Origin of the sequence: Pseudomonas sp. TYF_14 (assembly GCF_043105275.1) — a bacterium.
Taxonomy (GTDB): Bacteria; Pseudomonadota; Gammaproteobacteria; order Pseudomonadales; family Pseudomonadaceae; genus Aquipseudomonas; species Aquipseudomonas alloputida.
In genome coordinates, this window is sequence record NZ_JBICLK010000082.1 from 22,369 (window position 1) to 42,347 (window position 19,979).

The following is a 19,979-nucleotide window of genomic DNA, read 5'->3' on the forward strand; positions in this document are numbered from 1 at the left end:
AGCAGACCTTTGGGTTATGGCCAGTAGTGGCTGGAAGGGCTGCCTTGCAGCCCCTCGATCACGCAGGCAAACGATCAACCCTTGATGGAAACCTTGGTTTTTTTCAACAGATGCGAGAACACGGCATGCAAATCGTCCGAGGCGCTCTCCTCGTCCAGATTCAGCTTGCTGTCGATGTGGTCCATGTGATGCATCATCAGGCTCACCGCCTGCTCGGCATCGCGTGCCTCGATGGCATCGATGAGCTGCATGTGTTCATCGTAAGAGCAGTGGGAGCGGTTGCCGCTTTCGTACTGGGCAATGATCAGCGAAGTCTGCGAGACCAGGCTGCGCTGGAAACTCACCAGCGGCGCATTGCCCGCCGCTTCGGCCAGCTTGAGGTGGAACTCACCGGAAAGGCGGATACCGGCACCCCGGTCACCGCGCGAGAAGCTGTCGCGCTCTTCGCGCACCATCTGCCGCAGCTCGTTGAGCTGCTCGGGGGTGGCATGCTGCACCGCCAGCTCGGTGATGGCGCGTTCGACCATGCGCCGCGAGAAGAACACCTGGCGCGCCTCTTCGACGGTCGGGCTGGCCACCACCGCACCGCGGTTCGGTCGCAGCAGCACCACGCTTTCGTGGGCCAGGCGCGACAAGGCGCGGCGGATGATGGTGCGGCTGACGCCAAAGATCTCGCCCAGCGCTTCCTCGCTCAACTTGGTGCCCGGAGCCAGACGCTGCTCGAGGATCGCCTCGAAAATATGCGCGTAGACGATGTCGTCCTGGGTACCGCTGCGGCCGGCCTTGCCGACTCGTGCAGGTTTCTTCAGAGGTTGCAGCTGTTCGTTCATGGGCTCTCGAGGCACGAAGAGAAAGTATGGCGCCATTGTACACAGGCTGAGGCGATTCCGCAGGGGGCGTTTTACCTATATAGCCGTTGTACGACACATTGCGCACACAAAACATAAAACATTATTTGCTTTATTTGTACACAAAAGCATAATCCACCGAGCAACTTCTTGACCCATAAGTCAACAAACGGTCAGACGTCTGCCTTCCCGCGGAGCCGCCAAGTGCATCGCTCAGGAAACTGGCTCCATAACAACAAGAACGACTTGAGGAGTACTCGCTGTGGAAAGCCGCAAATCCGAAGCCCCTACGCTGGATCTTGCCCCACCGCTCGAAACGAGCTGGCTGGAGCGGATTTTCAAACTCAAGCAACACGGCAGCACCGTCAGAACCGAAATGATCGCTGGGGTGACCACCTTCATCACCATGGCCTACATCATCTTCGTCAACCCCAACATCATGGCCGACGCCGGCATCGACCATGGTGCCGCTTTTGTCGCCACCTGCATCGCCGCCGCGCTGGGCTGCCTGCTGATGGGCCTGTACGCCAACTGGCCGGTGGGCCTGGCGCCGGGCATGGGGCTCAATGCCTTCTTTACCTACACCGTGGTCGGCACCATGGGCTACAACTGGGAAACGGCGCTGGGGGCGGTATTCGTCTCGGGCGTGTTGTTCATGTTCCTGACCTTGTCGAAAGTGCGCGAATGGCTGCTCAACAGCATTCCGGTCAGCCTGCGCCATGCCATGGGGGCCGGCGTCGGATTGTTTCTCGGGCTGATCGGCCTGAAGACTGCAGGCATCATCGTCGACAGCCCCGCCACCCTGATCAAGCTGGGCTCGCTGCATGAGCCGGGGCCGCTGCTGGCGGCCGTGTGCTTCCTGCTGATCGCCATCCTCAGCTACAAGCGGGTATTCGGCGCGATCCTGATCAGCATCATGGGTGTCACCCTGGCCGGCTGGGGCCTGGGCCTGGTCAAGTTTGGCGGGGTGATGTCGATGCCGCCGAGCCTGGCGCCCACCTGGATGGCCATGGACGTGGCTGGCGTGTTCAACGTCAGCATGATCAGCGTGGTGCTGGCGTTCTTGTTCGTGCACATGTTCGACACTGCCGGCACCCTGATGGGCGTCGCGCAACGGGCCAACCTGGTGGCGCCGGACGGGCGGATCGAGAACCTGTCGAAGGCGTTGAAGGCTGACAGTGCCTCGAGTGTGTTCGGCGCGGTGGTCGGTGTACCGCCGGTGACCAGCTATGTGGAGAGTGCTGCGGGGGTTGCCGCAGGTGGCCGAACTGGCCTGACGGCTGTGGTGGTAGGCCTGCTGTTCATCGCCGCGATGTTCTTCGCGCCGCTGGCCGGGATGATTCCGGCCTATGCGACAGCAGGTGCACTGATCTACGTTGCGATGCTGATGATGGGCAGCATGGCGCACATCCATTGGGATGAGGCCACCGACAGCATTCCGGCGATCGTCACAGTGATCATGATGCCGCTGACGTTCTCGGTCGCCGATGGTATTGCCCTGGGCTTCATCAGCTATGTGGCATTGAAGGCGGGTACCGGCAAGTACAAGGAAATCTCGGCCAGCCTGTGGGTGCTGTGCGCGATCTTCATTGCCAAGTTCGTGTTCCTCTGACCGAGGGCGCTTCTACCCCGGGGGTGGACAGTTGGATACAGCCCGTCGTAGGAGCGGGTTCACCCGCGAAAGGGCCGGCCCTGCTGACCAATCCCCACCCGCCGTTCACCGTTGCTGCCGCCACCGTATTCGCGGGTAAACCCGCTCCTACCACGGGGTGGACAGTTGGACACAGCCCGTCGTAGGAGCGGGTTCACCCGCGAAGAGGCCGGCACAGGCAACGCAAAAAACAGCAGACGAAAAAAAGCCCGCCAGTGTGAGAGCGGGCCAAAGGACCTACGAAGATTCTTCTAGCGACCAACTAGCTTCCACGATAGGTCGAATAGCTGTACGGCGAAATCAGCAGCGGCACGTGGTAGTGCTCCTGCGACTCGTCGATGCCAAAGCGCAGCACGACAACATCCAGAAACGCCTGGGCCGGCAATTGCACGCCACGGGCGCGGTAGTAATCCCCAGCGCTGAACTGCAACTGGTAAACGCCAGTGCGGTAATCGTCCCCCTGCAGCAGCGGCGCGTCGACACGGCCATCGCTGTTGGTCAGGGCGGTGTTCACCAGTTCCAGCTGCTGGCCTTCGACGCGGTACAGCTCGACCTTGATCGAGCTACCCGGGCAGCCATGCGCGGCATCCAGTACGTGTGTGGTCAAACGTCCCATTGCGTGTCGCCTCTTGTTCAATCTGTGGGCAAAAAATACTCAGCCATCGCACCAGCTTAGCGCCTGCGGCAGGCGGGAATGACGTTATTAAGACATTCCATCCAAGGATTGTACACAATTTTTTGATCCCTTCTGTCACACCCTCCATTTGCTGCCCATAAACGACCCATCGGTCGCAAATACACGCACCATAACGATGCCAACCTCATTAGCTGACCAAACAGGCAGGTTTCTTGCACTGTATTTCCAGGTCGCTGCGAGGCGACAAAAGGGAAGAAATGCGGAAAAACAGGCTTACAAAAGATTTCAGAAGTTGTATACAATCATCCCATCCGGTGGTGCGACATACCGACGCGGCCCGCCCACCCCCCGCACTAACGCACAAGAAGGAAGACTGCAGTGAGCGCTGATTACCCTCGCGACCTGATCGGTTACGGCAACAACCCTCCTCACCCGCAATGGCCGGGCAACGCCCGCATCGCGCTGTCTTTCGTCCTCAATTACGAGGAAGGTGGCGAACGCAACATCCTGCACGGTGACAAGGAATCCGAAGCCTTCCTGTCCGAGATGGTCGCTGCCCAACCCCTGCAGGGCCAGCGCAACATGAGCATGGAGTCGCTGTATGAATACGGCAGCCGTGCCGGTGTATGGCGCCTGCTGAAGCTGTTCAAGGACAGCGGCGTGCCACTCACCATCTTCGCCGTGGCCATGGCCGCCCAGCGCCACCCCGACGTGATCCGCGCCATGGTCGAAGCCGGCCACGAGATCTGCAGCCATGGCTACCGCTGGATCGACTACCAGAACATGGACGAGGCCCAGGAGCGCGAGCACATGCTCGAAGCCATCCGTATCCTCACCGAACTCACCGGCGAGCGCCCGCTGGGCTGGTACACCGGCCGTACCGGCCCGAACACCCGCCGCCTGGTGATGGAGGAAGGTGGCTTCCTCTATGACAGCGACACCTACGACGACGACCTGCCCTACTGGGAGCCGAACAACCCCACCGGCAAGCCGCACCTGGTGATCCCCTACACCCTGGACACCAACGACATGCGCTTCACCCAGGTACAGGGCTTCAACTGCGGCGAGCAGTTCTTCCAGTACCTGAAAGACGCCTTTGATGTGCTGTACGCCGAAGGCGCCGACGCACCGAAAATGCTTTCCATCGGCCTGCACTGCCGCCTGGTCGGCCGCCCGGCACGCCTGGCTGCACTCAAGCGCTTCGTCGATTACGCAAAAAGTCATGACCAGGTCTGGTTCGCCCGTCGCGTGGATATCGCCCGCCACTGGCACGCCACCCACCCGTACAAGAATGAGAACGCCTGATGACCGCCTTCAATACCCTCAAACCATCCACCCTGGACCGTGACGCCTTCGTCAAGGCCTTCGCCGACATCTACGAGCACTCGCCGTGGGTTGCCGAAAAAGCCTACGACCTGGGCCAACTGGGCGAGCTGGACGAGATCGAGGCGCTGCACCAGCGCATGAGCGACATCCTGCTCAGCGCCAACCACGCCGACCAGCTGGCGCTGATCAACGCTCACCCGGACCTGGCCGGCAAGGCAGCCATCCAGGGCGAGCTGACCGAATCGAGCACCAACGAACAGGCCGGCGCCGGCATTCACCAGTGCACCGCCGAGGAGTTCGCCCGTTTCACCGAGCTGAACGATGCCTATAAAGCCAAGTTTCAGTTCCCGTTCATCATGGCGGTGAAGGGCAGCAACCGGCACCAGATTCTCGCCGCCTTTGAAAAGCGCATCCACAACGATGCCGATGCCGAGTTCAAGGAAGCCCTGGCACAGATCAACCTGATCGCCCTGTTCCGCTTGCTGCAGCTGTAAGCAACAGCCGAACCTTATTCAGAAAACGAACAATAGAAGAGATAACCGCATGCGCACCCTGATGATCGAGCCCTTGACCAAAGAAGCCTTCGCCCAGTTCGGAGACGTGATCGAAACCGACGGCAGCGACCACTTCATGATCAACAACGGCTCGACCATGCGCTTTCACAAGCTCGCCACGGTCGAAACCGCCGAGCCTGAAGACAAGGCGATCATCAGCATCTTCCGCGCCGACGCGCAGGACATGCCGCTGACCGTGCGCATGCTGGAACGCCATCCGCTGGGCAGCCAGGCTTTCATCCCGCTGCTCGGCAACCCCTTTCTGATCGTGGTCGCGCCCGTTGGCGATGCACCTGTATCAGGCTTGGTCCGAGCCTTCCGCAGTAATGGCAGGCAGGGCGTTAATTACCATCGCGGCGTCTGGCACCACCCGGTGCTGACGATCGAAAAGCGGGATGATTTCCTGGTGGTTGATCGCAGTGGTTCTGGCAACAACTGCGATGAGCATTACTTCACCGAGGAACAGATGCTGATCCTCAATCCCCACCAATAAGAAAAGGTCAGTCATCTTCTCGGTGACTGGCAGAGGTACATACTGTGGAAGCACACCTTCACGAATGGCTGAACCTGAGCATTCGCTGGGTTCACATGATCACCGGCGTCGCCTGGATCGGTGCATCGTTCTACTTCGTCTGGCTGGAGAACCACCTGAACCGAAGCAACCCGCGCGATGGGTTGTCAGGTGATCTCTGGGCGATTCACGGCGGTGGTATCTACCACCTGGAGAAATACAAGCTCGCCCCCCCGAAAATGCCCGAGAACCTGCACTGGTTCAAATGGGAAGCCTACTTCACCTGGATGTCCGGTATCGCCCTGCTGTGCGTGGTGTTCTACTGGAACCCGACCCTGTACCTGCTGGCACCTGGCAGCACCCTGAGCGGTGCCGAAGGCGTGGCCATCGGTATCGGTTCGCTGATCGCGGGATGGTTCATCTACGACTTCCTGTGCGACTCGCCCCTGGGCAAGAAGCCAGCGCTGCTCGGTGCTGTGCTGTTCGTGCTGATCATCGCTGCCTGCTGGGGCTTCAGCCTGGTGTTCAGCGGCCGTGGCGCCTACCTGCACACCGGCGCGATCATCGGCACCATCATGGTCGGTAACGTGTTCCGCATCATCATGCCGGCCCAACGCCAGCTGGTGGCGGCGATCGAGAACAACCAGACGCCCGACCCGGTCCTGCCGGCCAAGGGCCTGCTGCGCTCGCGTCACAACAACTACTTCACCCTGCCGGTGCTGTTCATCATGATCAGCAACCATTTCCCGAGCACCTACGGTAGCCAGTACAACTGGCTGATCCTGGCCGGTATCGCAGTAGCCGCGGTTCTGATCCGCCACTACTTCAACACCCGCCACGACAGCAACAAGTACGCCTGGACCCTGCCCGTCGGCGCTCTGGCGATGATCTGCCTGGCTTACGTTACCGGCCCGAAACCGATTGCCGTAAGCCCTGAGCAAGCCGCAGCGAAGATCGAGTACCAGCCGCTGCCGGCAACTGCGGTAGGCGGCAAGACGGCTGCCGAGCAGCGTGCCGAGGACGCCGCCAAGGCTGCCGAAGCACCCGCCGCACCTGCGCAAGCACCGGCCCAGGCCGCTGCCCAGGCCGCTGCCCAGGCCGGAGGTGGCGAATTCGACAAGATCCACAATGTCATCCAGGAACGCTGCACTGTGTGCCACTCGTCCAAGCCGACCAGCCCACTGTTCAGCACCGCCCCTGCCGGCGTGATGTTCGACACTCCACAGCAGATCCAGGCCCAGGCCGCGCGCATTCAGGCGCAAGCGGTTGCCAGCCAGATCATGCCGCTGGGCAACATCACCCAGATGACCACCGAAGAGCGCAAGCTCGTCGGCGACTGGATCGCCAAAGGCGCCCAGGTCAACTGACAGCACCTCGCCAGGCAACCCGCCCCCCAAGGGAATCACCTTCCCCTGCAGGAGCGGGCTTGCCCGCGAAGAGGCCGATAGCCCCAGCCTCAAGCTCCATGTGTTACGCAACAAGCAAGCATCGAGCGCGCAGGCATGAAGCCTGCCGCTTGGATCCGAGAATAAAAACAAAACTCGAGGTGCTGCATGTCCGAGTCACGCAAGGCGTATATCCCCATTGCGCCGCCGCGCGAACCCTTGCCCCTGTTCCAACTGATCCTGGTTGGCCTGCAACACGTTCTGCTGATGTACGGTGGCGCGATCGCCGTGCCGTTGATCATTGGCCAGGCCGCCGGGTTGTCCCGTGAAGAAGTCGCTTTCCTGATCAACGCCGACCTGCTTGTCGCTGGCGTCGCTACCATCATCCAGTCGTTCGGTATCGGCCCGGTGGGCATCCGCATGCCGGTGATGATGGGTGCCAGTTTCGCTGCCGTCGGCAGCATGGTGGCCATGGCCGGCATGCCCGGCGTGGGCCTGCAGGGGATCTTCGGCGCGACCATCGCTGCCGGGTTCTTCGGCATGCTGATCGCGCCGTTCATGTCCAAGGTTGTCCGCTTCTTCCCACCGCTGGTCACCGGTACGGTGATCACCTCGATTGGCCTGTCGCTGTTCCCGGTGGCTGTCAACTGGGCCGGTGGCGGCCATGAAGCAGAAACGTTCGGCTCGCCGATCTACCTGCTGGTGGCCGGCCTGGTACTGGCCGTGATCCTGCTGATCAACCGCTTCATGCGCGGTTTCTGGGTAAACGTGTCGGTACTGGTGGGCATGGGCCTTGGCTACATCCTGGCCGGTTCCATCGGTATGGTCGACCTGTCGGGCCTGAATGAAGCACCGTGGTTGCAGGTGGTCACCCCACTGCACTTCGGCATGCCGACCTTCAGCCTGGCGCCGATTCTGTCCATGTGCCTGGTAGTGGTGATCATCTTCGTCGAGTCCACCGGCATGTTCCTGGCCCTGGGCAAGGTGACTGATCGTGAAGTAACCCCTGGCATGCTGCGTCGCGGCCTGCTGTGCGATGCCGGTGCGTCGTTCATTGCGGGCTTCTTCAACACCTTCACCCACTCCTCGTTCGCCCAGAACATCGGCCTGGTGCAGATGACCGGGGTGCGCTGCCGCTATGTCACCATCGTGGCCGGTGCACTGCTGATCCTGCTCAGCCTGCTGCCCAAGGCGGCCTTCCTGATTGCCTCGATCCCGCCCGCAGTACTGGGCGGCGCGTCCATCGCCATGTTCGGCATGGTCACCGCCACCGGGATCAAGATTCTTCAGGAGGCGGACATCGGCGACCGCCGCAACCAGCTGTTGGTTGCCGTGAGCGTCGGCTTCGGGTTGATCCCCGTGGTGCGTCCGGAGTTCTTTGCCCAGATGCCACAGTGGATGGAGCCCATCACCCACAGCGGTATCGCCATGGCCACGGTCTGTGCCCTGGTGTTGAACGTACTGTTCAACATCCTTGGCGGTGCCGACCGCGCAATGCACAACGACGTCTGTCACCAGCATTGAGCCAAGGGGGGCGGTGCATGGCTGCCCCTCGTTCACCTCTGCAGTAACCGCTACGCCGTCGACCCGCCGGAATGGGTCGCCCGGGGCGCCTGCGCGCCAAAAAAACGCCAACAAAAACAATAAGTCCGGGAATCACAACATGAAGCGCATCACCACGTCCCTGTTGTTGGGCAGCAGCCTGCTGGCCACCCTACCCTCGCACGCAGGCGAATGGCTGCAATGGCACGGCGAAAGCCTGACCTACCTGTACGGCAAGGACTTCAAGGTCAACCCTGATATCCAGCAGACCATCACCTTCGAGCACGCCAACAAATGGAAGTACGGCGACACCTTCATGTTCGTCGACAAGATCTTCTACAACGGCAAGGCCGACCCCGGCAAAGGTGTGACCACCTACTACGGCGAGTTCAGCCCACGCCTGTCATTGGGCAAGATCTTCGACCGCAAGCTTGCCTTCGGTCCGATCAAGGACGTGCTGCTGGCCATGACCTACGAGCGCGGTGAAGGCGACAACGAGGCCTACCTGATCGGCCCCGGCTTCGACTTGAACATCCCCGGCTTCAACTATTTCACCCTCAATTTCTACGTGCGTAACACCGAAGGCAGCCGCCCCGGTGACAACGTCTGGCAGATTACCCCCGGCTGGTCGTACACCCTCCCTGTAGGCCGGTCAGACATTCTGATCGACGGTTACATGGACTGGGTTACCGACAACGACCAAACCCGCCGTGGCACCTATCACGCCAACCTGCACTTCAACCCGCAGGTCAAATACGACCTGGGCAAGGCGCTGAACCTGGGCGCCAAGCAGCTCTACGTCGGCTTTGAATACAGCTACTGGAAAGACAAGTACGGCATTGACAGCCGTGGCAACCTGGACAGCAACCAAAGCGTCGCCAGTGCGCTGATCAAGGTGCACTTCTAGGAAGTTGACCAAACGCACAAGTTTGAATCACCCCGCTCCAGGACGGAGCACTTGAGGCGCGGCGCGCAAGCCAGTAATCTGCGCGCCCCCTCGATCAGGGCAGAACGGATTCTGCCTGCGTTTACTGACCGCTCAGTCAATGAATTCGGGCGGTTGGCCAACGTGTTGCCAGCCTGAAATACCCTTTTCATCCGTTCAGAACGAAGTCGAGCAGGAAGGTTTTGCCAACCCGGAAAAGTTGGCCCAACCCTTGCCAAACAGCTGTGGCCTATCGAAAAAAGCTGACTCAAAAGACAAAAAAAGCGCCGACACCGAGCGCTGACAACAGATCAATCAAGGGAGCGACACTCGCAATGCGTACTATCAAGAGCCTGATCCTCGCCGGCGGCCTGCTGGCCTGCGGCACCACCTTCGGCGGCGACCTGCTGCAATGGCAGAACAACAGCCTGACCTACCTGTGGGGCAAGAACTTCAAGGTCAACCCGGCGATTCAGCAAACCGTCACCTTCGAGCACGCCGATGGCTGGAAGTATGGCGACAACTTCATTTTCGTCGACAAGATCTTCTACCAGGGCCAGAAAGACGCCGGCAACGGCCCGAACACCTACTACGGTGAGATCAGCCCACGCCTGTCGTTCGGCAAGATTTTCGACCAGAAGATCGAGTTTGGCCCGGTCAAGGACGTGCTGCTGGCAATGACCTACGAGTTTGGCGAGGGTGACACCGAGTCCTACCTGATCGGCCCGGGCTTCGACCTGGCCATCCCGGGCTTCGACTACTTCCAGCTGAACTTCTACAACCGCACCACCGACGGCAGCCGCGCCGGTGACAACGTGTGGCAGATCACCCCGGTGTGGTCGTACACCATTCCGGTCGGCGATTCCGACGTGCTGATCGACGGTTTCATGGACTGGGTGGTGGACAACGACGAGAACCGCCGCGGCACCTACCAGGCCAACCTGCACTTCAACCCGCAGATCAAGTACGACCTGGGCAAGGCATTGCACCTGGGTGAGAAACAGCTGTACGTGGGTGTGGAGTATGACTACTGGAAGAACAAGTACGGCATCAAGGACAGCGATGCCTTCACTACCGACCAGAACACCATGAGCTTCTTGGTCAAGGTTCACTTCTGACCTGAGTTAGCGGGGCCGCTTTGCGGCCCATTCGCGGGTAAACCCGCTCCTACAGGGGACGCGCCGGGTGCGAGGCAAACGCGGTACCTGGTAGGAGCGGGTTCACGCGCGAACCGGGGCAAAGCGCCTCAATTGGCCGGCCGAACCGCCCGCCACAATTTCCCCGCAACGCTTACCACCGCCAGCACCACAGCACCTGCGAGGACTCCGACCCCGCCGTTGAGCAACGCACTGGTCAGCGCCCCACCACGCCCTTCGCTGAACGCCTCGATGGCATGATGCAGCGGCTCGATGCCATGCACCAGGATCCCACCGCCAACCAGGAACATCGCCGCAGTACCAATCACCGACAGGCTTTTCATCATGTACGGCGCCGCCCGCAGGATGCCGTTACCCACTGCCTGAGTCAGCCTTGAGGTTTTGCGGGCCATCCACAGCCCAAGGTCGTCGAGCTTGACGATCCCGCCTACCAACCCATACACACCAATGGTCATCACCACCGCAATGCCGGAAAGCACGATGATCTGCTGGGTCAGCGGCGAGTCAGCCACGATACCCAAGGTAATGGCGATGATTTCCGCCGACAATATATTTTAACCACCCCTATCCTGCACAATACGGCGATTCACTGGGCCTAGCTGCCCAATGTAGGCTTGTGCATCGCCTGATTCTGCACAACACAAGCCCATTCCATCTAGAAAAAACACCCGACGGCGGTGGGGAAATCCCCGTCAGGGTCACCGCAATGGGAGATTTTCTGTAAATTGACGAAGGTGCTATACGACAGCCTGTGACATTCAATTTCTCTTGGCTGTCTCCACGCCCCACGAAAGCGCCCGCATCGCAACTGCAGCGACCATCCCAGCTAAAGCCCCAACCACACCATATGCTCCTATCTTCACAACAGGCGCCCATCCTTCAAAGGAGCTCGTGGTAGCTTCAATGAGGTGCTCGATTGGGTGAATACCTTCTGCCACAAAGGTGCCGCCAACAAGGAACATCGCGACAGTCCCAATCCACGACAGTGCCTTCATAAGAACTGGGGCTGACGCCACCAATACACCGCCAACTTTCCTCAAAACTGCTCCGGTGGCACCGTCAGATTTAGAATTGAGCAAAGCAAGACCAGCGTCATCCAACCTGACAATTCCCGCAACCAGCCCATACACGCCAACAGTCATAGCCAATGAAATTACAATCAGCGTCACAATCTGTTGTAGCAAAGGGGCAGACGACACAACATTCAAAGTTATAACTGTAATTTCCGCGCTCAATATAAAGTCCGTCCGGATAGCCCCCTTAACTTTACGCCTTTCGTAAGCTGCCAGCTCCTCCTTAGTTTTAGGCGCAGACTTGGCCTCGCTTGCACCGGACTCGTGACCACTTTGAAATAGCTTCTCCTTAATAGCTTCGAACCCTTCATAGCAAAGGTATACTCCTCCTGCCATTAGCAGCCACTTCACTGACCAAGGGAGGAACGCGCTAAGCAATAGCGCACAAGGCACCAAAATCGCCTTATTAAGGAGTGATCCTTTAAACACAGCCCAGACCACTGGGAGCTCACGATCTGCTTTGACGCCTGTAACTTGCTCAGCATTGACTGCTAAGTCATCACTCAGCACGCTGGCCGACTTCTTGGCCGCGACCTTACTCATCAAAGAGATATCATCTAGCAGAGCCGCGATATCATCCAACAAAGCAAAAAAACTGCTGCCAGCCATTCCATTCACCCTTAGTAGATTCTTACAAACCCATCGTCCATAAGCGCCTGACCTCCCAGACTTGCTCGCAGGACTATCACGATGGCAAACAAGATGGCATACAGACCTGCTGGTGGCAAAACAGTTCTGCCTTGGCCACCCACCTCTCTTCGACGGCGGCCATCTCGCATCACCTGTTGCACTGAAACTCATAGCTGCCGAGCCCACCGGGTGGTAGCCTGCCGACAGCAAATGACAGACGGGCTCCTTCATGTTTTTAAGACAAATCACTCAGTGGCTCTTCCCTGACAAACGGACACAGCGAGAGAAGGATCAGGAGCGAGAGTTCATTGAGGCAATTAACAACCTCAAGACTTTGTCGGTGAACGAACGCAGCATGTCAATCGACCCTAAAGAAATTCGCGATATCGTCATAGCCTCCCGCGAAAAACTGAAGCACTTGGTCAGTAAACAGCACAAAGTAACAACCGCACCAATTGCTAGCCCACTCGAAAACTTTCACCACAATCTTCATGACGGCCTAGATGCTATCCAACATGTAAGCTGGCGGCGATTAGCTGACGGTTCTTCAGTGCAGTATGTATGCCTGCAGTCCCTCACCACTGGCTTGTATTCAGTTGCGTTTGCGAGCTTATTCAGTGTTGATAGCGAGAACCTGCCACCCTGGCTTGACGCAAACATAAGTAAGCAAGTCGCTACTGCGCTGAAGACGTCCAAGCTTTACTGGTATGGAAACCTCAAGGAAGCAATGGATGCCTGGGATCGAGAGCTGTAGAGCTCGGCATGTTCAACAGATTTTGGCAGCTTGAAGCACGAATTTAAGGCATCATGCATTCCAAAAAAATCATTCATTTGATCGGTTGGATATCGCAGCAATGTGTGCTTCTAGATGCTGAACCTCAGCAGCCCACTCAAGCAAAAAATTCTTCCAGTCATTGGCGTAGAACCCTTCCACCAGTCGAGTTGATCCTGAGCTCGCTTGGATAAAACGTTCACGCCAAGGCTGTTGAATGTCAGACTCACGGACTATTTCTTTGCCGGAGGAACTGCGTCGAGTAGGCACGCTGAGGCTAACAATATCAAGCGTCAGTGCTGGTTCAAATACAGCGTCGTTATGTTCCTCGATAGAAATGCGTTCGAGAATCGCCACCAAAGGAACTGCTTCAGGATGGCCAGGTTTAAGTGAAGCGAGCTTCCAGAGCGCTTGACGCCTTGTTAATTCTCGGGCGCGGACTTTTTCCTCACTCATCTCATTTTCCCTAGGCCATCAATGGTACGTGTACAAGTAGTGCAGCGTACCACCGAGGCGAACCTCTGTCGTAGAGCGGGCCGCGCTTTGCGAGTCACAGCCCTGCATGCGTCCATCTCCCCGCATGACCACACCTCCGCCTACGACGCCCACCAGCTTATCCCTAAACCACCTCCCCCCGACGTCGCAGCATATCCGAGCCCGGAGGCAACTTTTGAGTATGTTCTCTGCATACCGTTTATATGTGCTGGACAACCCCCACTTTCATCGTGCTAGCATTGGCAAATCGGTCAGCCTGGATCGAGCGGTCGGCGCGCGTAGATAACTCACAGGTCATTCACCTGCATTTCGCAGTTCATCTGACATAAGTCCTTGCGGACAGCCGACACCGCTTCGAACCATGGAGGATGACCATGCAAATTTCCCTGTTCGCTGCTGACTTCGTATCGGGCAAAGGTATTTTACGGTTAGCCAGATGTCTCCAACGCGACTGGCCAGGCAACAAAAAAATTAAGCTTTCCGCTGCCCAAAATTTGATGAGCCGATGCCTTGGCTACGTAGACCTTCATGACTCCCGTAAGAGCATCGATAAAGATGATCTTCAGTTTGTATCATTAGAAGAAATCAAAGCGCAAAGCCTTCGCGTCATTGATGCTATGCTCAACAACACGTGCCCCGGTCAGAATATCGACTATGCGGCACTGAATGATCAGATCGAAAAATGGCCCTTTAAGCATCTTGCAATTTACAAGATACTTGACGCACAACCTCCCACCGAAGCATGTAAAAAAACTATTCAAAGTAAGGCTTTTGAGCTTACGACCCTATACATCAACAACTACGACAGCGTTATCTCTCGAGTCCAGAAAGCATTAGGGTGAATCGCCCCTGGTTTCCTAGACACTCTCCAAGCTCAGGAAATAGCGTTTCTCATACTTTACTGGAGACAGCTGCATAGCACTGCTGTGTCGACGTTTTGGGTTATAGAACATCTCGATGTAATCGAAAATATCACTCCGGGCTTCGTCACGTGTCGCGTAGGTCTTTCGTCGAACCCGTTCCCGCTTCAAAAGCTGGAAAAAGCTCTCGGCTACGGCATTGTCGTGGCAGTTTCCCCGTCGGCTCATGCTGCTGACCACATTGTTGGCCTTAAGGAAGCTTTGCCAATCTGAGCTACTGAACTGACTGCCTTGGTCTGAGTGAATCATCACTTGCTGCTGTGGCTTGCGTCGCCAAACGGCCATCAGCATCGCGTCGATAGCAAGGTCGCTGCACATCCTTGGCTTCATTGACCAACCAATTACTTGGCGTGAGAAGAGATCCAGCACTACCGCCAGATAAAGCCATCCTTCATAGGTGCGGATGTAAGTGATATCGGTCACCCAGACCCTGTTCGGCTCGCTGACCTTGAACTGCCGGGCAAGGTGGTTGGGCGAGGCCACGGTTGGTTTTCCGCCATAAAACCCAGGACGACGGCGATAACCCGTTTGCGAACGCAACCCCTCTGCTTGCATCAAACGACCGACTCGATTTCGCCCGCATGTCTCTCCCAGCTCACGCAGGTCACCATGAATTTTGCGATAGCCGTACACACCTCCGCTTTCGAGCCAAGCATGTTTGATCAAACCAAGCAGACGATGATCTTCTTTTGCTCGGGCAGATTGAGGCTCCGCCAACCAAGCGTAGTAGCCGCTGGGATGCACCTTGAGGGTTTGGCAAAGGCGCCGCACCGGGTAATCCGTCGAGTGCTTCTTGATGAAGGCGTACTTCAGCCGCACTCCTTGGCAAAGTACGCGGCGGCCTTCTTTAAGATGTCTCGCTCTTCCGTCACGCGCTTGAGTTCAGCGCGCAGCTTGCGCAGTTCAGCCTGCTGATCATTGTCTTGCTGACGCTGCTCTTGGGGCTTGCTGTAGACCTTGATCCAGGCGTAAAGGCTGTGCACGGACATGCCCAGGCGCTGGGCGACCTCAGCGACAGGCTTGCCTTTCTCGGTCACTTGCTTGACCGCTTCGATCTTGAATTCTTCAGGGTAACGCTGACGACTCATGGCACCTCCTATTTGGGCCTCATTATGAGGCTTGGAGGTGTCTACGAAACCAGGGGCGATTCAGGGCATATTCCAGTTGAGACAACAAATTATTACATGAAGCACGCTATTGGGCATTCTCGGAACGACCTTAGCCCTGATCGAGTCGAAATCCCTATCGAAACCGGTGAGTGTCTGACATGTGGGCATAGCACCATCAGCACACCTCAGAAGCCGTAGCGTTTCAGGCAAGTAAGCGCGCTCCGCTCAGCCTCAAGGCAGCTCTCCCGCCGAGCAGCAGCGCGCCCGAATGATCAGGGGGGGAAACGGCCTCTTCCCTTCTGTTGCCGGGAGTGAACATGACAATAGAGGATGTGAAGCAGATCCTGCCCCTTGTCATCACCGCAGTCGAGCGTGCTGGGATTCTATTAGCGCAGGAATATGTCCGACCGGACGGTCGACGCGGCTCAGGGAGCAAAGCAGATGTCGATGCTGAAATAGAAAAGGTGCTGCGCTCGGAGCTTTTGAACATCTTGCCCTGCGACTTTTGGGGCGAAGAAACTGGCCATGTGCTCTCCGGTCATCGCTTCTGCTGGGTCGTCGATCCCAATGATGGAACCAGCGATTTCCTGATAGGGCTGAACGGATCAGCGCTGTCGGTTGGCTTACTAGAGGCAAAGGTGCCTGTACTCGGAGTAGTACACGCTCCAGTCACTCCGGAAGGAATATCGGATTGCATCGCTTGGGCGAGGGGTATGGATCATTTGCTCCGAAATGGATTACCTGTGCGCCTGGATCTTTCCATTCAACAGCTTTCCAAATCTAGTCAGGTGATGGTCAGCTCCTCAGCTGGAAAAAAACCTCAAACCAATGCAGCTCTATGTGCTCCTGGTGGTTTTCATCCGATGCCCTCCATTGCCTACAGACTGGCCAGAGTGGCAGTTGGGGACGGGGTCTGCGGAGTATCGCTTTACCCCGTTTCAGCTCACGACGTCGTAGCCGGTCATGCGTTGCTGTTTGGTGCCAATGGTGTACTCGTTGATGAGCATGGGGCTCAGATCAGCTACACGGACGAAGCAGAAATGCATCAAGTATCTAACCGGTGTTTTGGTGGAGCGCCCAGTGCTTGCGCTGCGCTTGCAGAGAGAGATTGGGAGAGAGTCTTCGCGGATGATTCTGGCTGATCACCACTTTCATTTCATGGCGTGTCCCAGGGGAACGGCTGTCGTAAACCGAGCCCCTTCAGGTCTCGGCCCGCTGGGCTTCCATCCTCACGCCTCCGCCATCCTGGCTGCGCGCTCCGCTTGCTTCTTGCCCGACATTACGGCCCCGACAAGAATTGTCCTTCGTGCGAGCTTTGAACATGACCCAAAACATAACGTCCGTGCCCGTGCTTGATATCGAACAATTCAGGGCCCGGTATCCGCGACTTTTCTCTGATCCTGGTGTGGATGACATCTACTGCAGCCCCGGATGGCGCGATATCCTCTATGCCCTGTGCCACACGCTCCAAGCCCATCTGGATCGGCATCCAGAGGTGCCGCAGGTAGTTGTGGCCCAGGTGAAATCGAAGTTCGGTGAGCTGCATTTTTTCTACGACGGTGGCGACGCTTACTGCCAAGGTGCCGTGGCTGTAGCTGAGGAGCTGTCACTGAAGACGTGCGAGCAGTGTGGCGCGCCGGGGCAGCAAGTGAGCGGACGCTGGGTTCACACGCTCTGCCCACGACATGCTGGCAGCGGAAATCCAGGAGCTGCGTAGATGGTGACCGTCATCCCGATGAGCCAAGCCCGCAGGCGCCTGAGGCGAATCGTTGCACTTGTTGCCAAAGGCCACTTGTTTGTTGTGACCAAGAACGGCAAACCATGCGTGATGATAGAGGAGGCAGAAAAACAAAAACAGAAACTGGGGCATTCGGACGCGCCAAAGAGCAATGAATAAGGCGCCCCGGGCGGGAGCACATCCGCACTCCCGACGCACTCAATCAGGTGAAAACTTAAGGCTAGCTTACCTCATGAGGTGGTTGCGATATCGTTTTCGTGCAGAGCCTTTAGAAACTACACCTCTCAGGATTCAAAAAACAACATCTAAAGTTTACTCCTCCTCGCTAAAATCGCGACATCCAAAAAAGCAGACAAATAAATAATTAACCACGTTTAATTTATGCATCAGCCTAAACAAGCATATTACATCGCCATTAAACTCAAGCATATTTTTGGAAAGTGTATTTTCAGCACTAGCTTCTTCATCAACATTCTTGCTAAACCTAAAGGTAACCTCTTGTGTTAATTCGTCGTACCCCCAGTTATTGTGGGCGATGGAGTTCCTAATTTTGTTCGACAATTGGGCCAACTCATCGAAATAGAGGCACCCCTCCATGAATTTTGGCTTCACTCCCAGGTCAAGCGATGAAAAGTCGGCCATGCTATTTATATTAATAGACCTCCTCCCCATTCTTACTGTTTTCTTATTAAACACATCGTAGCTTTTATTATCCTTGATATTCCTGAGACCTACGATGACAATGTATTGCTTTGCTATCACCTCAACCAAATCTTTATAAATATTTAGAATCGTACTAACTTTTTCACTAACCAATCGTAGCGGGGACTTTTTGTCTTTACTCGCCATCTCGCTGTAGTCAGCAAGGAAGATAGACGGTCTAAAAAACTCTTCATTCGAGAAAATATTAGAATAGATATTATTTATTGTCTCTGCGGAGCTTTTTAAGTAGCCATTATTTAAAAGATATGAGTGAAAATCATAAAGCCTTTCTGCGTCCAGGCTCGAAAAATATGATGAGAGATTCTTGATTTCATGATCAGGGTATTCGCCCTTATTCAAGACTACTGACACCCCCATTAGCGTCTTATAGAAAATGACATCTAACTCCCTAGGGGTGATGTCATCCAAGACTCCCATTTTACTGGTGTAACCGGGATCACCATCTATGACACCAAAGTCTTCTCGGAGTAAGATTTCCGAGGCAAGATATAGCTGTTTAGCTTTGCCATTCTTATGAAAATTGAAAATACTCTGCAAGGTTAAAATGTTTTTACTGTAGAAATTTAATTCGCTAGTTACGACCTTGAAGTGCTCTATACGTGCCCCCTCCCTCAGCATCAGAGTTGCAATTGAAAAAGGAGAAAAAGGGATCCAGCCATTTGTTACCACGGCTGGAAAATCCAAATGAAGCCTTACTGATTTTAGGTCAAAGAGACCTTTCTCGGGTCGTTCAACACGCTTGACGTTGATCAGCTTGTAATCTGCATGCTTGATTGGATCAATCTCTACCGAGAGAATTCCGCTGCAGTGGTGGCAGCAGAAACTAAAGACCTGGACTGTTTCTTTATTAGACAATCCGATACTGCAATTAAATTGAGCATTGCAGAAATGGCATTCCAACTGCCCTAGATTCCAATTCATATGCTTATATCCTTTCAAGTAGGGCTTGCTTGGGTTTTATTGCAAATATTGTAGTTTTATTCGGATGGCGACAATTTGAACAATCCTAAGCTCTCACGTTAATTGAATATGATCTCGGCGAGTGAGGCTAGCGCCTGGTAAGGGTACGGATGGGTATCCGGGCATCTGGGTTCCGACCTGCCTGGGCTATCGAGGCCAGGTAAGGATCCAACTCAGCAGCCACCTCAGTTATTTACGGTCTATCGCTGAATCTCTACCTGTAGCATAAATGGCGCTCACAAACTCTCTCACATATATCAGAACCTCGGGCTTCAGACGATCGTAATGGATATCTAATTTCTCCATTCTTTCGCCCAACTTCCAGGAACGGTAACCTCGCGCCAATTGACGTGTGACCTTGGAGTCTTCGTGCTTAACGCAATTATTTATCAATCTCAGCTCATTCGCCGCATGATAACCAAGTAGTTTCTTAGGTTTGACCAGATTTGTTTCACCAGCTATCACAGCAGCCCTTTTTTTCTCCCCCATACTCGGGTGATTCGCAAGTATCGCTTTAGTCAGCTGCGTTTCAACAAGCCGATAAAGACCCACGATAGCAAGTGAATCCCCTAGGTATTTTATCTGGTCTAGCTGCCATGCCTCGTCACTGAGAGCGCCTTCGAAATGCTCACGATGTTCAGGACACTCAAACTCGTCATCAACAAGACTGCTGTATCTCTCCTGCAAAGCGGTTTCGCTACTCGCTAGCGATTTTTTTAAGTGAGATCTAAATTCATCCAACGCCTCCGCACCAACTCTAAGCGAAAAATTTCTCAAAACGCTTTCGAAACTCGAACCACACATCATTCATATCTCCAATCGTTGGTGTAACCTTGGGGATCAAGGTTGCAATAGTAAATCGCCAGCACCTAACATGCATCAACAACGGCTTCGCCATCGTGGCTCGAACCTGAGAAACCACCTAGTTGCCCTGCTTTCCAGTCGCGGAGCTTCCTCCCATCCAGCGCTCATGCCATAGGCCATGACCAACTGACGAACCTACTGATCGTAGATGGCAACGTG

The 19,979-nt window shown here is 55.9% G+C and carries 19 protein-coding genes and 1 pseudogene; 12 read left to right on the forward strand and 8 right to left on the reverse strand.

The window, feature by feature from the left end; translation table 11 throughout:
* Window positions 1-74: 74 nt before the first annotated feature.
* The gene (locus ACF8O8_RS21855; protein ID WP_392510458.1) at window positions 75-830 is read right to left on the reverse strand and encodes a GntR family transcriptional regulator; all 756 of its coding nucleotides are present in this window, start codon (window positions 828-830) and stop codon (window positions 75-77) included.
* 280 nt (window positions 831-1,110) lie between these two features.
* Here ACF8O8_RS21855 and ACF8O8_RS21860 point away from each other — a divergent pair, with 280 nt between their 5' ends.
* Window positions 1,111-2,460, forward strand: coding sequence for an NCS2 family permease (locus ACF8O8_RS21860; RefSeq protein WP_010955029.1), 1,350 nt, complete (start codon window positions 1,111-1,113; stop codon window positions 2,458-2,460).
* A gap of 301 nt (window positions 2,461-2,761) precedes the next feature.
* Here the strand turns inward: ACF8O8_RS21860 and uraH are convergent, their stop codons facing one another.
* A complete protein-coding gene (uraH, locus tag ACF8O8_RS21865; RefSeq protein ID WP_003254328.1) occupies window positions 2,762-3,115 on the reverse strand; it encodes a hydroxyisourate hydrolase in 354 nt (117 codons plus the stop codon).
* A 399-nt stretch (window positions 3,116-3,514) separates the two neighbouring features.
* Here uraH and puuE point away from each other — a divergent pair, with 399 nt between their 5' ends.
* From puuE to ACF8O8_RS21900, 7 genes are all read left to right on the forward strand, one after another.
* The gene (puuE, locus tag ACF8O8_RS21870) at window positions 3,515-4,441 is read left to right on the forward strand and encodes an allantoinase PuuE (RefSeq protein ID WP_010955030.1); all 927 of its coding nucleotides are present in this window, start codon (window positions 3,515-3,517) and stop codon (window positions 4,439-4,441) included.
* On the forward strand, window positions 4,441-4,956 hold the full coding sequence (gene uraD, locus ACF8O8_RS21875; protein ID WP_010955031.1) for a 2-oxo-4-hydroxy-4-carboxy-5-ureidoimidazoline decarboxylase: 516 nt from the start codon (window positions 4,441-4,443) through the stop codon (window positions 4,954-4,956). Before puuE ends, uraD begins: the two co-directional genes overlap by 1 nt.
* A 49-nt stretch (window positions 4,957-5,005) precedes the next feature.
* Complete coding sequence (locus ACF8O8_RS21880) at window positions 5,006-5,509, forward strand: ureidoglycolate lyase (protein WP_003254333.1); 504 nt, start codon at window positions 5,006-5,008, stop codon at window positions 5,507-5,509.
* A 44-nt stretch (window positions 5,510-5,553) separates the two neighbouring features.
* Window positions 5,554-6,894 carry a urate hydroxylase PuuD gene (locus ACF8O8_RS21885; RefSeq protein ID WP_010955032.1) on the forward strand — a complete coding sequence of 447 codons (1,341 nt, stop codon included), beginning with the start codon at window positions 5,554-5,556 and terminating at the stop codon, window positions 6,892-6,894.
* 186 nt (window positions 6,895-7,080) lie between these two features.
* Window positions 7,081-8,436: a nucleobase:cation symporter-2 family protein gene (locus ACF8O8_RS21890; protein ID WP_010955033.1), complete on the forward strand. Its 1,356-nt coding sequence runs from the start codon at window positions 7,081-7,083 to the stop codon at window positions 8,434-8,436.
* Window positions 8,437-8,575: 139 nt separating this feature from the next.
* On the forward strand, window positions 8,576-9,361 hold the full coding sequence (locus tag ACF8O8_RS21895) for an outer membrane protein OmpK (protein ID WP_003254337.1): 786 nt from the start codon (window positions 8,576-8,578) through the stop codon (window positions 9,359-9,361).
* Window positions 9,362-9,714: 353 nt separating this feature from the next.
* A complete protein-coding gene (locus ACF8O8_RS21900) occupies window positions 9,715-10,497 on the forward strand; it encodes an outer membrane protein OmpK (RefSeq protein ID WP_003254339.1) in 783 nt (260 codons plus the stop codon).
* Window positions 10,498-10,625: 128 nt separating this feature from the next.
* Here ACF8O8_RS21900 and ACF8O8_RS21905 read toward each other — a convergent pair.
* Together ACF8O8_RS21905 and ACF8O8_RS21910 are read right to left on the reverse strand one after the other, a co-directional pair.
* Window positions 10,626-11,087 (reverse strand): annotated as a pseudogene (locus ACF8O8_RS21905) (DUF808 family protein); the annotation flags it as partial.
* Window positions 11,088-11,294: 207 nt separating this feature from the next.
* Complete coding sequence (locus ACF8O8_RS21910; RefSeq protein WP_392510459.1) at window positions 11,295-12,218, reverse strand: DUF808 domain-containing protein; 924 nt, start codon at window positions 12,216-12,218, stop codon at window positions 11,295-11,297.
* Between the two features lie 361 nt (window positions 12,219-12,579).
* Here ACF8O8_RS21910 and ACF8O8_RS21915 point away from each other — a divergent pair, with 361 nt between their 5' ends.
* Entirely contained in the window at window positions 12,580-12,993 is a 414-nt protein-coding gene (locus ACF8O8_RS21915; RefSeq protein ID WP_392510460.1) for a hypothetical protein, read from the forward strand.
* Window positions 12,994-13,062: 69 nt separating this feature from the next.
* On the opposite strand, the gene ACF8O8_RS21920 is transcribed toward ACF8O8_RS21915, so the two are convergent.
* Window positions 13,063-13,467 (reverse strand): hypothetical protein, encoded by a 405-nt coding sequence (locus ACF8O8_RS21920; RefSeq protein WP_392510461.1) that lies wholly within the window; start codon window positions 13,465-13,467, stop codon window positions 13,063-13,065.
* Window positions 13,468-13,880: 413 nt separating this feature from the next.
* Here ACF8O8_RS21920 and ACF8O8_RS21925 point away from each other — a divergent pair, with 413 nt between their 5' ends.
* Complete coding sequence (locus ACF8O8_RS21925) at window positions 13,881-14,348, forward strand: hypothetical protein (protein WP_392510462.1); 468 nt, start codon at window positions 13,881-13,883, stop codon at window positions 14,346-14,348.
* Window positions 14,349-14,363: 15 nt separating this feature from the next.
* On the opposite strand, the gene ACF8O8_RS21930 is transcribed toward ACF8O8_RS21925, so the two are convergent.
* Window positions 14,364-15,514, reverse strand: a protein-coding gene (locus tag ACF8O8_RS21930; RefSeq protein ID WP_392510463.1) for an IS3 family transposase whose coding sequence is annotated in 2 segments (ribosomal slippage) — window positions 14,364-15,271 and window positions 15,271-15,514 — 1,152 coding nt in all. Because the reading frame shifts where the segments join, the coding sequence is not laid out codon by codon here.
* A 338-nt stretch (window positions 15,515-15,852) separates the two neighbouring features.
* Here ACF8O8_RS21930 and ACF8O8_RS21935 point away from each other — a divergent pair.
* Both ACF8O8_RS21935 and ACF8O8_RS21940 read left to right on the forward strand, forming a co-directional pair.
* Complete coding sequence (locus ACF8O8_RS21935) at window positions 15,853-16,677, forward strand: inositol monophosphatase family protein (RefSeq protein WP_392510464.1); 825 nt, start codon at window positions 15,853-15,855, stop codon at window positions 16,675-16,677.
* A 575-nt stretch (window positions 16,678-17,252) separates the two neighbouring features.
* Window positions 17,253-17,432, forward strand: a complete 180-nt coding sequence (locus ACF8O8_RS21940; protein ID WP_392510465.1) for a type II toxin-antitoxin system Phd/YefM family antitoxin — start codon at window positions 17,253-17,255, stop codon at window positions 17,430-17,432.
* Between the two features lie 153 nt (window positions 17,433-17,585).
* On the opposite strand, the gene ACF8O8_RS21945 is transcribed toward ACF8O8_RS21940, so the two are convergent.
* The gene (locus ACF8O8_RS21945) at window positions 17,586-18,917 is read right to left on the reverse strand and encodes a hypothetical protein (protein WP_392510466.1); all 1,332 of its coding nucleotides are present in this window, start codon (window positions 18,915-18,917) and stop codon (window positions 17,586-17,588) included.
* Between the two features lie 228 nt (window positions 18,918-19,145).
* Complete coding sequence (locus tag ACF8O8_RS21950; RefSeq protein ID WP_392510467.1) at window positions 19,146-19,763, reverse strand: hypothetical protein; 618 nt, start codon at window positions 19,761-19,763, stop codon at window positions 19,146-19,148.
* Between the last annotated feature and the right edge of the window lie 216 nt (window positions 19,764-19,979).

What these genes read in the sequence shown, in the direction of transcription:
- ACF8O8_RS21920 (WP_392510461.1), bottom strand. Translation starts at nt 13,467, where the DNA reads ATGAGTGAGGAAAAAGTCCGCGCCCGAGAATTAACAAGGCGTCAAGCG.
- ACF8O8_RS21855 (WP_392510458.1), bottom strand. Translation starts at nt 830, where the DNA reads ATGAACGAACAGCTGCAACCTCTGAAGAAACCTGCACGAGTCGGCAAG.
- uraH (WP_003254328.1), bottom strand. Translation starts at nt 3,115, where the DNA reads ATGGGACGTTTGACCACACACGTACTGGATGCCGCGCATGGCTGCCCG.
- ACF8O8_RS21895 (WP_003254337.1), top strand. Translation starts at nt 8,576, where the DNA reads ATGAAGCGCATCACCACGTCCCTGTTGTTGGGCAGCAGCCTGCTGGCC.
- ACF8O8_RS21950 (WP_392510467.1), bottom strand. Translation starts at nt 19,763, where the DNA reads ATGATGTGTGGTTCGAGTTTCGAAAGCGTTTTGAGAAATTTTTCGCTT.
- ACF8O8_RS21935 (WP_392510464.1), top strand. Translation starts at nt 15,853, where the DNA reads ATGACAATAGAGGATGTGAAGCAGATCCTGCCCCTTGTCATCACCGCA.
- ACF8O8_RS21925 (WP_392510462.1), top strand. Translation starts at nt 13,881, where the DNA reads ATGCAAATTTCCCTGTTCGCTGCTGACTTCGTATCGGGCAAAGGTATT.
- ACF8O8_RS21900 (WP_003254339.1), top strand. Translation starts at nt 9,715, where the DNA reads ATGCGTACTATCAAGAGCCTGATCCTCGCCGGCGGCCTGCTGGCCTGC.
- uraD (WP_010955031.1), top strand. Translation starts at nt 4,441, where the DNA reads ATGACCGCCTTCAATACCCTCAAACCATCCACCCTGGACCGTGACGCC.
- ACF8O8_RS21890 (WP_010955033.1), top strand. Translation starts at nt 7,081, where the DNA reads ATGTCCGAGTCACGCAAGGCGTATATCCCCATTGCGCCGCCGCGCGAA.
- ACF8O8_RS21940 (WP_392510465.1), top strand. Translation starts at nt 17,253, where the DNA reads ATGGTGACCGTCATCCCGATGAGCCAAGCCCGCAGGCGCCTGAGGCGA.
- ACF8O8_RS21945 (WP_392510466.1), bottom strand. Translation starts at nt 18,917, where the DNA reads ATGAATTGGAATCTAGGGCAGTTGGAATGCCATTTCTGCAATGCTCAA.
- ACF8O8_RS21880 (WP_003254333.1), top strand. Translation starts at nt 5,006, where the DNA reads ATGCGCACCCTGATGATCGAGCCCTTGACCAAAGAAGCCTTCGCCCAG.
- ACF8O8_RS21910 (WP_392510459.1), bottom strand. Translation starts at nt 12,218, where the DNA reads ATGGCTGGCAGCAGTTTTTTTGCTTTGTTGGATGATATCGCGGCTCTG.